Source organism: Brevundimonas sp. UBA5866 (genome assembly GCF_002432125.1).
Classification (GTDB): Bacteria; Pseudomonadota; Alphaproteobacteria; order Caulobacterales; family Caulobacteraceae; genus Brevundimonas.
The window spans coordinates 389-13,252 of sequence record NZ_DJFS01000051.1 but is presented as its reverse complement, the minus strand read 5'-3'; the positions used below and the strand labels follow the sequence as shown (position 1 = coordinate 13,252).

Annotated in this window: 15 protein-coding genes; 8 read left to right on the top strand and 7 right to left on the bottom strand. The window is 63.1% G+C overall.

The genetic code is table 11. From position 1 onward, the window contains the following. On the bottom strand, positions 1 to 342 hold a 342-nt coding region (locus B3H86_RS05830), incomplete at its 3' end, for a hypothetical protein (RefSeq protein ID WP_292051891.1). A gap of 304 nt (positions 343 to 646) precedes the next feature. Here B3H86_RS05830 and B3H86_RS05825 point away from each other — a divergent pair. Beyond that, a complete protein-coding gene (locus B3H86_RS05825; RefSeq protein ID WP_292051889.1) occupies positions 647 to 1,015 on the top strand; it encodes a hypothetical protein in 369 nt (122 codons plus the stop codon). Positions 1,016 to 1,125: 110 nt separating this feature from the next. Here B3H86_RS05825 and B3H86_RS05820 read toward each other — a convergent pair whose 3' ends face one another. The 5 genes from B3H86_RS05820 to folP form a co-directional block, all read right to left on the bottom strand. Continuing rightward, positions 1,126 to 1,716: a nucleotidyltransferase family protein gene (locus B3H86_RS05820; RefSeq protein WP_292051888.1), complete on the bottom strand. Its 591-nt coding sequence runs from the start codon at positions 1,714 to 1,716 to the stop codon at positions 1,126 to 1,128. Next, complete coding sequence (gene thiD, locus B3H86_RS05815) at positions 1,698 to 2,483, bottom strand: bifunctional hydroxymethylpyrimidine kinase/phosphomethylpyrimidine kinase (protein ID WP_292051896.1); 786 nt, start codon at positions 2,481 to 2,483, stop codon at positions 1,698 to 1,700. The genes B3H86_RS05820 and thiD overlap by 19 nt, the downstream gene beginning before the upstream one ends. Before the next feature lie 65 nt (positions 2,484 to 2,548). Continuing rightward, complete coding sequence (locus B3H86_RS05810; protein WP_292051886.1) at positions 2,549 to 2,893, bottom strand: DMT family transporter; 345 nt, start codon at positions 2,891 to 2,893, stop codon at positions 2,549 to 2,551. Positions 2,894 to 2,961: 68 nt separating this feature from the next. Continuing rightward, positions 2,962 to 3,321 carry a DMT family protein gene (locus B3H86_RS05805; RefSeq protein ID WP_292051883.1) on the bottom strand — a complete coding sequence of 120 codons (360 nt, stop codon included), beginning with the start codon at positions 3,319 to 3,321 and terminating at the stop codon, positions 2,962 to 2,964. Then, positions 3,321 to 4,163, bottom strand: coding sequence for a dihydropteroate synthase (gene folP / locus B3H86_RS05800; protein ID WP_292051881.1), 843 nt, complete (start codon positions 4,161 to 4,163; stop codon positions 3,321 to 3,323). The genes B3H86_RS05805 and folP overlap by 1 nt, the downstream gene beginning before the upstream one ends. A 321-nt stretch (positions 4,164 to 4,484) precedes the next feature. Between folP and B3H86_RS05795 the strand changes: the two genes are divergently transcribed. From B3H86_RS05795 to B3H86_RS05770, 6 genes are all read left to right on the top strand, one after another. Continuing rightward, on the top strand, positions 4,485 to 4,667 hold the full coding sequence (locus B3H86_RS05795; protein ID WP_292051879.1) for a hypothetical protein: 183 nt from the start codon (positions 4,485 to 4,487) through the stop codon (positions 4,665 to 4,667). A 25-nt stretch (positions 4,668 to 4,692) separates the two neighbouring features. Beyond that, positions 4,693 to 5,118, top strand: coding sequence for a GreA/GreB family elongation factor (locus tag B3H86_RS05790; protein ID WP_292051877.1), 426 nt, complete (start codon positions 4,693 to 4,695; stop codon positions 5,116 to 5,118). 64 nt (positions 5,119 to 5,182) lie between these two features. Next, positions 5,183 to 6,244 carry a phosphotransferase gene (locus B3H86_RS05785; protein WP_292051875.1) on the top strand — a complete coding sequence of 354 codons (1,062 nt, stop codon included), beginning with the start codon at positions 5,183 to 5,185 and terminating at the stop codon, positions 6,242 to 6,244. After that, a complete protein-coding gene (locus B3H86_RS05780; protein ID WP_292051872.1) occupies positions 6,241 to 7,431 on the top strand; it encodes an acyl-CoA dehydrogenase family protein in 1,191 nt (396 codons plus the stop codon). Before B3H86_RS05785 ends, B3H86_RS05780 begins: the two co-directional genes overlap by 4 nt. A gap of 99 nt (positions 7,432 to 7,530) precedes the next feature. Then, positions 7,531 to 8,634, top strand: a complete 1,104-nt coding sequence (locus tag B3H86_RS05775) for a CaiB/BaiF CoA transferase family protein (RefSeq protein ID WP_292051870.1) — start codon at positions 7,531 to 7,533, stop codon at positions 8,632 to 8,634. 166 nt (positions 8,635 to 8,800) lie between these two features. Continuing rightward, positions 8,801 to 9,733, top strand: a complete 933-nt coding sequence (locus B3H86_RS05770; protein WP_292051867.1) for a winged helix-turn-helix transcriptional regulator — start codon at positions 8,801 to 8,803, stop codon at positions 9,731 to 9,733. Positions 9,734 to 9,793: 60 nt separating this feature from the next. Here B3H86_RS05770 and B3H86_RS05765 read toward each other — a convergent pair whose 3' ends face one another. Continuing rightward, positions 9,794 to 11,986, bottom strand: coding sequence for a TonB-dependent receptor (locus B3H86_RS05765; RefSeq protein ID WP_292051865.1), 2,193 nt, complete (start codon positions 11,984 to 11,986; stop codon positions 9,794 to 9,796). A 231-nt stretch (positions 11,987 to 12,217) separates the two neighbouring features. Between B3H86_RS05765 and B3H86_RS05760 the strand changes: the two genes are divergently transcribed. Next, on the top strand, positions 12,218 to 12,864 hold a 647-nt coding region (locus tag B3H86_RS05760; RefSeq protein ID WP_292051863.1), incomplete at its 3' end, for a DUF1295 domain-containing protein.

Genomic DNA, 12,864 nt, shown 5'->3' with positions numbered 1-12,864 from the left:
GTCACCGCGCGGACGGCCCGAACGGCCATCGACCTCAATGTCAGACACACGGCCACCGGGGTATTCCCAGCGGACGGTGTAGTCATCACCGCGCTCGCGCATGCCCAGCATGCGGCCCGGACGGCCATTCTGCACCTGACGGGCGACATCACCGGGATTGGCGCGGCGTTCCTGGCCGCGGCGGTCATCGCCGCGCTGGGGACCCCCACGGCGGTCACCGTCGCGGCGGTCATCGCGTTGTTCATAACGATCCCGGTCGCGGTCGCGCGACTGGGCCACCGCGTCCGTTACCGGAAACACAGCGATCAGGGCGGCAATCAGAAGGGCACGAGTGAACATCATGGGCATCTGTTTAAAGCCAGACCTCTGAACGGGGGCTGAACATAAAATTTAAGCAATCTTGGCGCGGATTGCCGCCACGATCTGTCACTGGAACTGGATGGACCTTAGCCCGAACGTGCCCCAGCGCCAAGCCGGACAGCGGGGCTCTTTAGTCTGAAACGGGATTTGCGAAATCCGTAGGCGGAACATGAACCTCACCTGACATGCACTGTTCAGCTTCGGCTCAGACGCGGAATGCTTTTGTGTCGATACCGCCAAGAAGGCCCACAGCCGACGAAGCGGGTGCTTTGGAAAGGAGTTCCACATGAGCAAGATGAAGACGATTCTGATCCCCGCACTGGCTGCCGCAGTCTTTGCCACCGCCGTGCCCGCATCGGCTTCGGCCCAGTCATATCACCGCGCCCCGCATGCGGCGCAGTCCGTGGCACTCAACGGTATTGTCGATCGTAAAATCGCCCTGGAGCATCGCATTGACCGCGCTATGGCCCGTCGCCATCTGAACGTGCGCGATGGTCGCGATATGAAGCGCGAACTGGCCTCTATCGAGCGCCAGATCCGCCTCGATATGCGTGGTGGCCTGCAACGCAATGAACGCGCGCAACTGGAGCGCCGCCTGAGTCAGGTCGAGCGCCGCCTGGACCGCGAACTGCGCACCAGCCCGCGCCGTCGCTGATGGATATCGGCGGCTGAATCCGTGATGCCGGGCGATCCCCCCTCCCCGCCAGTGTCCGGCATCATGAACCAAGGGCGCGGCTCCATCGGAGCCGCGCCCTTTTGCTTGTGTCAGTCCGCGACCGTCAGTTCGGGCCAGCGGTCTTTCAGCTTGGCGATAATCTTGTCCCAGCCCTTGGCCTTTCCACGGCGGGGCGTCGGGCGGATCACCATGTCGAACACATCGGCCAGACCATAGGCGGAATGGACGCTGATGCTGTCATCGGCTTCCAGACGCACGCCCACCGCAAAGGCTGGTGCCACAAAGCGCGCAGGCGCGTCGTCCGTGCACAGCAGGGGGGCAAAATCCTCGCCGAACTTCTGCGGGGCCCACAGGTGTACGCGGGCCTGATTGCGGACCTCGACCTGCGACTTCAACGGCTCTTCGAAGGCGTCGGCCACGCGCTTGATCCACACATCCTCGGCATCCCATGATGTGTCGGGATCGAAATAGCCGATGTCATAGTCCTTGGTGCCATATCCCGCCGGACGCCCCGTCCGGGCGTTCCACACCGACTGATAGACCGAACCGGAAAACAGCCGCCAATCCGGCAGGCCGATATCGCGCACCGTCCGCAGCACCCGCATCAGGGTGTCATTACCGCGCAGGATTTCGACCAGACGCGCCTCGCGCTCGGCCTCGGTCATTTGCGGACCGGCCATGCGTGGTCCAGCGGGCCGTGACCGCCGCCGAGACCCGGCGCGCGGCGGATGGCCTCGGCCACATAGGCCCAGGCTTCAGCTACCGCGATATGGACCGGAAGCCCCTTTGCCAAGCCCGCCGAACAGGCGCTGGCGAGGGTACAGCCCGTGCCGTGGGTGTGGCGGGGATCGACGCGCTCGCTTTCCAGAACCGTCTCGCCGTCGGGGGTCATCAGGATATCGATGACGGTATCGCCATCCACATGGCCGCCCTTCATCAGCACGGCCTTGGCCCCCATGCCCAGCAGCATCTCGCCCGCGCGGCGCTGGCCGTCGGCGTCGGTGATGGACAGGCCCGTCAGGGCTTCGGCCTCGGGGGCATTGGGGGTCAACAGGGCCGCACGCGGTACCATCAGGGACTTGACCGCCTCGACCGCCAGATCGGGCAGCAGGGGATGGCCGCCCTTGGCGATCATCACCGGATCGACCACCGCCGGCGCCTTGGCTTCGTCCAGCAGGGCGGCGACGGTTTCCACCACATCGACCGTACCCAGCATGCCGGTTTTCACCGCGTCGGTGCCAATGTCTTCCAGAACGCAACGGGCCTGTGCGGTGATCACGTCCAGCGGCATGGGGTGCACACCATGCACGCCAAGGGTGTTCTGCACCGTCACCGCCGTGATCGCCGTGGCCGCAAAACCGCCCAGCATGGTGATGGCCTTGATGTCGGCCTGAATGCCCGCACCACCGCCGGAATCCGATCCGGCAATCACAAGCACGCGGCCCATTTTAGTTTCGCTATCGCGCGCGACGCGGTCGCCCGCGGCTTGAGCGAGAGAATTCTCTGATTGGCTCATGCCCCTGCCCCCGAAAACAGTTTCAGCCCCACGATACCTGCCACGATCAACAGGATGCAGACTGCGCGAACCGCCGTCGCCGGTTCCTGATAGACCACGATCCCGACCACCGCGGCACCGACCGCGCCGATGCCGGTCCACACCGCATAGGCGGTGCCCACGGGGAGCTTCTGCGTCCCCGCCCACAGGCCGATCATGCTAGCCGCCAGAGCCAGCGCCACGCCCAGCGAGATGAAGGGCCGCTGCACGCCGACGTGCTTCACGCCGGACGCCCACATGACTTCGAACATGCCCGCCACGATCAGCACGAGCCACGGATTGAGAGAGAGGAGCCAAGACATGGCCCGCCTGATGGGCCAAGCCGCGGCTTATCGCAAGACTCGCGTTCGACACGAAACCTGTCGTGACCCTAGCTGCCAATCGGTCCGCGGAAGATGAACCATGCCCCCAGAGCGATAAAGGCAAAGCCGATCAGGTGGTTCACCGTCAGCTTTTCTCCGAGATATAGGACCGAGAAGGCCGCGAAGATGGCCAGGGTGATGACCTCCTGCATCGTCTTCAGTTCCGCCGCCGAGTAGACGGTGTGGCCGATCCGGTTGGCCGGAACGGCCAGCCAGTATTCGAAGAAGGCGATGCCCCAGCTCAGCAGGACGGCGATCCACAAGGGTTTGGGGTCGCCCTTCAGATGGCCGTACCAGGCAAAGGTCATGAAGACGTTGGAAATCGCCAGCAGCAGGATCGGGGCAATATAGTGCGATACACCGAACATCAGAGCGCCTCCGCACAGGCTTGCAGCGCCGCCTGGACCTTCAACGCCTGAACCGTTTCGCGCACATCATGCACGCGCACCATATCGGCCCCCAGTCGCACGGCTTCCAGATGCAGGGCCAAAGTACCGCCCAGACGGTCCGTCGCCAACGTCGCCGTCGGATCGATCTCGGCAATCATCCGCTTGCGGCTGGCGGCATAGAGAACCGGGTACCCCAGCGCGCACAGGGCAGGCAGATCGGCCGTCAGGCGCAGGTTGTGCGCCGTCGTCTTGGCAAAGCCGATGCCGGGATCCAGCCAGATGTTCTGGACCTCTACGCCCGCCTCGACCGCCAGCTCGGCGCAGGCGGCCAGATGGGCCATGACATCTGCCGTCACATCGTCATAGATCGGGGCATCCTGCATGGTCTTGGGGGCGCCCTTCATGTGCATGAGGATGACATCCACGCCCAGTTCGGCGGCGGTGGCGGGGCTGTCCGCGTCGAACCCCAGCCCTGTCACGTCGTTCCAGACGGTGGCTCCGGCGGCGACGGCGGCGCGGGCCACCTGCGGCTTCATGGTGTCGATGCTGATGATGCCATCCCATTCGGCCCGCAAGGCCTCGATCACCGGCACGACACGGGCGATCTCTTCCTCGGCACTGACAGGATCAGACCCCGGGCGGGTGCTTTCACCGCCGATGTCCAGCACGTCGGCACCATCGGCGATCAGCTGGCGCGCATGGGCCAGCGCGGCCTGAACATCCGTATAGTGTCCGCCGTCCGAAAAGCTGTCGGGCGTGACATTGACGATCCCCATAACCAACGGGCGGCGGCGGGCGTTCAACAGGCCATTCAGGGTCATCAGGCAGGGCTCCGGTACACAGGAGGGGTGTGTGGATTTGACATTTACACCCGTCGGGATCAGCCTCTAGCCGTTATGAAACGGTTCGTCAGCCAAGCTCGACGCCTCACACACGCGGGACGCCGCGTCGAAGGCCTTTAGCCCGTAGCGGTAAACCGCGCCGACGTACCGGCGGGTTCCCGCTACGGGGCCGTCTCTGTGCGTTCCTGACCTCAACAATCCGGACTTGAAAGACGCGAAGGATCGCGTCCCCGCCAATACGCGCAAGCTCCTGTTGTCAGGCTCTTACTTCTTCCAAATCACGAAAAGGGAGTTGTTGAAATGTCCGCACCCGAAGAACAGGTCTGTGGCCAGTGTGGCCAGTCGCATCCGCTGGACCGCGCCTGTGACCGCACGGTCATCCATGCGCCCGTCGTGGCCGAAATCATTCCCTTCAGGCCGCGACCGCCTGTGACCAACACTCTCTTTACCCCTGACGATCTGGACGGCCCCAGCGCCGCCTGACTGTCGCAACAGCAAGATCATTCATATGGCAAACACACGTACCAAGGCCCAACCTCCGCCGACCGTCTATATCAGCGAGAGTGATTTCGACGCTCTGGACCGGCTGGTGGGCGACCTGCCCGGCTCGGGTCCGGCAGGCCTGCTTCAGGCCGAGATGGACCGCGCCGAAGTCCTTCCCGAGGCAGAAATGCCCAAGGGAGTTGTCGGCCTGCACCGCTGGGTCCACTTCAGGGATGGCCAGGGCAACGACGTCCGCCGCGTACAACTTGTCTTGCCACGGGATGCGGATATCGATGCGGGCCGTATTTCGGTGCTGTCCTATGTGGGGGCCGGACTTCTGGGACTGACCGAAGGCGAGACGATCGAGTGGCCTTCGCCGTCCGGCGGATCGCGCCCTCTGACCATCATCATGGTCGAGGATCGCGACCCGATAGCGGAACTCGCACACTAATACTTGCTTAAACGAACTGACTGTGACACCCCACCCCTAGAGAGATTTTTCCGGGGGTGGGTGCATGAGTGTGTTCGAGGGTGCCGGCGAGGTCCGTGCCGGATTTGAACTGCCCGTCGAGGCCCTGACCCAATGGCTTGAAGACCATGCCGAGGGTTTCAAGGGTCCGATCCAGCTTGGCCAGTTCAAGGGCGGCCAATCCAACCCGACCTATCGCATGGACACACCGTCGGGGGCCTACGTCCTGCGCCGCAAGCCTTCGGGCGCGATCCTGAAAGGGGCCCACGCGGTCGAGCGCGAGTTCCGGGTGATATCGGGTCTGGCCAAGGCGGGCTTTCCCGTCGCGCGCGCCGTTGCCCTGTGCGAGGACGAGAGCGTCATCGGCAGCGTCTTCTATGTGATGGAACTGGTCGAGGGGCGCATCTTCTGGAACCCGACCCTGCCCGACCTGACGCCCGAACAGCGCGCAGCCCATTTCGATACGCTGAATGCCACCATCGCCAGACTGCACAGCATCGATCCCGAGGCGATCGGTCTGGGCGACTACGGGCGTCCCGGCAACTTCTTCGCCCGCCAGATCGAGCGATGGTCAAAGCAATATCTGGCCGACGAACTGGCCGGGCGTGATCCCAACATGGACCGCCTGATAGAATGGCTGCCCGCCCATATGCCCGCCGATGACGGGGCCAGTGCCATCATCCACGGCGACTACCGCGCCGACAATCTGATCTTTGACGCCGACGGCCCGACGGTCCGCGCCGTACTGGATTGGGAACTGTCCACGCTGGGGCATCCGATGGGTGATTTCACCTACCATATGATGATGTACCGACTGCCACCGCACATGATCGGCGGCTTTGCGGGCGAGGACCTTGAGGCGCTGGGCATTCCGTCCGAGACCGAATACCTCAAGACCTATTGCGACCGCACAGGACGCGCGGTCCCTAGCGAAGGGGAGCTTCGCTTCTACTTCGCTTTCAACATGTTCCGCTTTGCCGCTATCTTTCACGGCATCAAGGGTCGCCTGCTGCGGGGCAGCGCGGCCTCTGAACATGCGCAAGGCATGGCCGACAACTTCCCCGAACTTGCCGCCCTCGCATGGGCCCAGACAGGAGCCGCAGCATGAGTCTGGACGATCTGGAACGGGGCCGCGACATCGCTGCCCGCGTCGAAACCTTCGTGCGCCAGACCATCATTCCCTATGAGAAGGATTCCCGCGCCGAAAGCCACGGCCCGACCGACGGACTGGTGGCGGAAATGCGCGACAGGGCCCGCGCGGCGGGCGTCCTGACGCCGCATATTCCGGACGGAACCGGCCATGTCTCGCACCGCTCGACCGCGCTGATCCTGCAGGCGGCGGGCCTGTCGCCGCTGGGTCCGGTGGCGCTGAACGTCATGGCCCCGGACGAGGGCAATATGTACATGCTGGGTCAGATCGCCAGCGACGCCCAGAAGGAGCATTTCCTCAAGCCGATGATCGCGGGCGATGTGCGCTCTGCCTTCTTCATGACCGAACCCGCCGAAGACGGCGGTGCGGGTGCCGATCCGTCCATGATCCAGACCACCGCCGTGCGCGATGGCGACGGCTGGATCATCAATGGCCGCAAGGCCTTCATCACCGGCGCGGTCGGGGCATCGGTTGGTATCGTCATGGCCAGGACCGATGCCGGTGACGGCAAGGTCGCCGCCACCATGTTCCTGATCGACCTGCCCGACCCCGCCATCACGGTCGAGCGGGTTCTGGAGACGATCGACAGTTCCATGCCGGGCGGCCACTCGATCCTGAAGATCGAGAACCTGCGGGTTGCTGACGGCGCCATCCTCGGCGAGCCCCACCAAGGCTTCAGATACGCGCAGGTTCGCCTTGCGCCTGCCCGCCTGACCCACTGCATGCGCTGGCTGGGTGCCTGCAGGCGCGCCCACGAGATCGCGTCGGCCTATGCCGTCAAACGCCACGCCTTCGGCAAGCCGCTGATCGACCACGAAGGCGTCGGCTTCATGCTGGCCGAGAACCTGATCGAGCTGAAACAGGCCGAGCTGATGATCGACTGGTGCGCGGGCGTGCTCGACACAGGCGTGCTGGGCACACTTGAAAGCTCCATGACCAAGGTCGCGGTGTCGGAGGCCCTGTTCCGCATCGCCGACCGCTGTGTCCAGATCATGGGCGGGACGGGTGTTTCCGGCGACACCCCCGTCGAGCAGATCTTCCGCGAAGTCCGCGCCTTCCGCATCTATGACGGGCCGACCGAGGTCCACAAATGGAGCCTTGCCAAAACCATCAAGCGGCAAGTTCTGGCGGGCCGGTCCGCCTGAAGGCGATGACCGATCGGTGTGGCGGGTTTGATTGACATTGGATGGCGGCCAACCCCTAATCCGTGATGCTCCCCCCGTGATGGCCTCAGAGAGAATAGTATGAGCGGACCCTTGCACGGCCTTCGGATTGTGGAAGTGGCGGGGCTGGGTCCCGGCCCGTTCGCCGCCATGATGCTGGCCGACCACGGTGCCGAGGTCATAAGGGTACAGCACCCCGATGCGCCGGTCGAAACCCGTGATCCCCTGTTGCGGTCACGCACGATCCTGAGCCTCGACCTGAAAAAACAGGAAGACCGCGAGCAGTTCCGGCGGCTTTGCCGCTGCTGCGATGCCCTGATCGAAGGCTTTCGACCGGGCGTCATGGAACGGCTTGGACTGGGGCCGGAGGTCCTGCTGCTTGATAATCCGAAGCTGGTTTACGGGCGGATGACCGGATGGGGCCAGACCGGACCACTGGCGGCAACCGCCGGTCACGACATCAACTATATCGCCATATCGGGCGCATTGGGTCTGTGCGGCCGCAAGGACGAAAAGCCGACACCGCCCGTCAATCTGGTCGGCGATTTCGGGGGCGGCGGCATGTTGATGGCCTTCGGGATTCTGGCGGCATTGATGGCTGTCAGAAACGGGGCCGGGGGACAGGTGATCGATGCCGCCATGACCGACGGCTCGGCGCTGCTCACCTCCATGATGTGGGGCTTCAAGGCCAGCGGCTTCTGGATGGACCAACGCGGTGTCAATGTGCTCGACACCGGGGCCCCCTTTTACGAAACCTATGCCACTGCCGACGGCCAATATATCGCCATCGGCGCCATCGAGCCCCAGTTCTATGCACGGCTGCTGGAATGTACGGGTCTGTCGGACGATCCACTTTTCAGCGCCCAGATGAGCCCTGCTGACTGGCCCGCACAGAAGGCACGGCTGGCCGAGGTTTTTGCCACCCGAACCCGGGATGAGTGGGCACAGGTTTTTGAAACGGCCGATGCCTGTTTTGCGCCTGTACTCTCTATGGGCGAAACACCCGCGCATCCCCACAACCGGGCCCGCCAGACCTATATCGAGGTCGCAGGGGTGACCCAGCCCGCCCCGGCACCGCGTTTTTCCGCAACGCCCAGCGCGCATCCGAACCCTCCGCAGCCTGCCGGAACCGATGTTTCGGACTTCATCCGAACACTCGAAGAGCAGCGACGCGAACGCCCATAGAACCAAATCCGCCCGTTTGGTCCACGGAACGGTCAAATATCCGTATTTCCAAGAAAAGTCGGGTACTAAGGGTTTGACCCCGCTGTCTGTAGCGCGGATATTTCCAAGGGCTATCCGCCTGCAACAGCACACTTGAAGCGTGCGCCCACGGCACGAAAGACGCGACTTGGACGAACCTGATCTGCGATCATTGATAATGGGCAATCCGGTCGCACGCGCCTTTGCCATTGTCGGCGATGCCTGGACCCAGCTGATCCTGCGCGAAGCCTTTTATGGTGTTCGCAGATTCAACCAGTGGTGCGAGCGCCTCGGCACGCCCCGCAGCGTTCTGACCGACCGGCTGAACCGCATGACCGACGCGGGCATTTTCATCCAGACCCAGTCCGATACGGGTGTGCGCACCGAATACCGCCTGACCGAAATGGGGCTGGACCTGTTCGGTGTCGCGGTCATGCAGGGACAATGGGAAAGGGTCTGGGCGGCCTCCCCTCTACAGGAGCGCTATGCCATCGCCTTTTTCTACCACGGCACAGGGGCGCGCATCCACCCTGCCGTGCTGACCCGTCCCTTCGGCCAGCCCGTCGATCCGGCCAAGGTCGGCTGGCGCGCCGGAAATGGGCTGACGGTTATTCCGCCCCCGACTTCGCGCCGACGTCGTTCCGTGCCGTCGGTGTCGGACCGTCCGATCATTGACCGGTCCACCGAAATCATCGGCGATTACTGGAGCTGGGCCATACTGTCGGCGGCCTTTTTCCGCGTCCGCCGCTTTGACGAGTTTCACACCACCCTGGGGCTGGCGACCAATATCCTCTCGGATCGCCTCGCGCGGCTGACCCGTCATGGCGTGCTGGAAAAGCGCCCCTACCAGACCTCGCCCGTGCGCTATGAATACCGTCTGACAGAGGCGGGCCGCAGCCTGTACTCCATCGTGCTGGCCATGCTGGGCTGGAGCCAGAAATGGCTTGTCGCCGATGACGAGGCCCCCCTGACGCTGCTGGACCGCGAGACGGGCGAGATCATCAACCCGACGGTTTGCGACCTGACCACCGGCACGCCATTGAATGCACGGGCGGTGCGCTGGGAACTGGAGCGGACCTGAAAAAAAGGGCCCGCCGACAGGTCGGCAGGCCCTTGAGGTCGAGAGTGTCAGGTCCGGTTTCTAGAACGATTTGCTGACGGCAATGCCCCACGAGCGCGGCGGCGCAAACACGCTGAAGCCGATGTTGGCATTCTTGATCACGTGCATGCGATATTCCTCGTCGCCCAGGTTCTTGCCATAGACGGAAACCTTCAGCCCGTTGGTGTTCTCCCAAGAGGCAAAGGCACTGACCAGACCATAGGCCGGCACCAGAACCTCGGAGGCATTGGACGGGTCAAAGTAGAAATCATCCGTCCACTGATAGTCGGCGCGGGCGGTGAGTGTACCGCCAAACGCATCCCACTGGCCATCGGCATACAGGGTGAACTGGCTTTCCGGAGAACGCGGCAGGGTGTTGCCCTCATAGGGAAGGGTGGCCCCGAAGGCGGTGGCATTGGATGTGTATTTGGCATCCAGCGAGGTATAGGAACCACCGATGGTGATGTTGCGGTTCACAGCCAGCGCCGTCTCGATCTCGAAACCGTTGACCTCGGCCTCGGCATTGGAGGTCACCAGCACCAGCCCCGCCAATTCATAGACCTGCAGGTCGCTGTAATCGAGCTTGAAGGCTGCCCCGTTCAGTCGCAGGCGACCGTTGAGAAGCGTCGTTTTGGCCCCGATCTCATAGTTGTCGAGGATTTCGGACTTCAGCGGGGTCTGGGCCTGAAGCCCGGTCTGCGCCCCCGACGAATAGGCACCGGCCTTATAGCCCCGATCATAGCTGGCATAGAAATGCACATTGTCGATCGGCTCTACCGACAGGGCCAGTTTCCATGTCGGCTCTTCGAAGCTGGTTGAAGCCGTCACATTGTAGGGGGAGCCCGTCGGGCCCAGAGGAATGCCGACCGGCAGAACCGGATCGCGGTCGATCGCGATCTGGTGTACCTCGCGTTCGTCGTGGGTCCAGCGGGCACCAAGGGTCAGTTCCCAGATATTCGCGAACGGGATGTTGGCCTGACCGAACACGGCATAGCTGGTGTTCTTGGCAAATTGGTCAAACACCGTGTCGCCGCCGAAGCTGGGCGGTGCGATCGGCAGGGCCGTCTGGACAAGATAGCTTTCCGTCCGGTCTACATCTTCCTCGAAGTAATAGAGGCCCGCGACCCAGTTCACCTTCGCGCCGGGCTTGGAGGCGATACGCAGTTCCTGACTGAACTGGCTGGAGATTTCCTCGGCGCTGTTATCCACCGAAAGAGGAAATGCCGGAAAGGGAATGCCGCCCAGATTGTCCCGCCATTCATAGTCATTGCTGCGATAGGAGGTCAGCGAGACGATGTCGAAGTGGTCGTTGCCTTCGAACTCGATACGGCCCGTCAGACCCCAGTTCACGCGGTTCTGGTAATTGTCCGCCGAGGAAAAGCTCTCGCGGACCGACATGTTTCCACGAATGGCATCGATCAGCGCCACGAAGGGCGCGGGCGTGGACGAGGTCGTCACCGGAATACGGGCATGGCCCTGCATCTTGTCCTGCGAATAATCGACACCCGCCAGAAAGGTCCACGGCCCTGAGCTATGCAGAATCTGGGCACGGAGACCGTATTGGTCACCCCCCTCAAGACGTCCACCCGTATCGACATTCTCGGCATAGCCGTCGTTGGTGTTCCAGCGGAAGGCGACACGTCCTGCCGTGTTCTCTCCCATCTGTCCGTTCAGATAGGCTTCGACGCCGCGTTCCTCGAAGCTGCCGACGCGAAACGTCACCTGCCCCGAATTCTCGAAGCGCGGCCGTTTGGTATAGATGTTCATCGCGCCGCCGGAGGCGTTACGCCCATACAGGGTGCCTTGCGGACCGCGCAGAACCTCGACGCGCTCGATGTCGAGGAAGCCCAAGGACGATCCGCCCGAGCGCCCGATCGACACCTCGTCGATGGACACGCCGATAGACGGGTCGCTGGCCGCCGAGTCACTGGTCGTGCCGACGCCGCGGATGAAAATCTGCGGCTCGCCGATGTTGAACTGGGTCAGGGTAACGCCCGGAACCTTGCCTGCGACATCCTGGATGCCTGTCGCATTGGTACGCTCCAGCGTTTCCGCGCCAAAGGCGGTAACCGCGATGGGCACTTCCTGAAGGCTCTGCTCGCGGCGCTGGGCGGTAACAATCACTTCGCCCAGATTGACGGCCTCGTCCTGAGCGGACTGTGCCGCGGCCGGTGTGGCCAAACCTGCAGCAGCGATCAAGGCTACTGCGGATGCGGTGAACGCAATCTTTGTCATATTCCCTCCCTGACCCTCCCCGGCATCCGTTTTTCAGATGCTCATTGGTCAAAATGAAGCTTGCGCTAGTGAACCTTTATTGCAAGTCTTTTTATACAAGTTTGAACGGGGGCATGGGTTATGAGGCTGGATGCAACGACATTTTCCGCGCTGATCTGGGGGGCTGTCTGCCTCGTGTGGTTATTGGCCATGCCAAAGAAAACACGCGGAAAACAATGGCATTTTGCCATGATGGCCATACCGTTCGCGGCACTCCTGTCGGCGCGTCTGGATCTGCCGGCAAATTTACGTGAAGCGCAGCAGTACTGGCTTTTCAGCGGGCTCATGATCGCCTTGGTTACGGCTTTGGCATGGGTCGCGGGTACGATCCGGCGCAATCACGGAATCATGGACGTGGCCTATTCGCTGGCTCCGCTGGTCGCAGGATGGGGGCTGTTTGCGATGGTGCGTCCCCCTTTCGATGCGCTGAGCATCGGCTTTCTGGCCACGCTGACGCTGTGGTCCGTGCGGCTGTCGGTCCAGACCTGGGGCCACAACATCCGCTCGGAGCGCCAGCCCTATGCCCATTGGCGTAAATCCTTCGGTAAGGACTGGCTGTGGTGGAGCGCCTTTCAGGTGCACCTGCTTCAGGGCGTGACCATCTGGATCTGGTGCGCGCCGTTCGCCTTCATCCTGACCGCTCCCGCGCCGCACGCCCTGTGGTTCGCCGCGGCGGGCCTGTCGGTCTGGCTGTCGGGCTTTGGCCTGCAATCGGCGGCGGACCGTCAGCTGGCCGCGTTCAAGGCCGATCCGGCCAATCGCGGCGGCCTGTTGGACACGGGCGTCTGGGCCTTTGTGCGTCACCCCAACTATCTGGGCGAGAGCCTGATGTGGGCCGC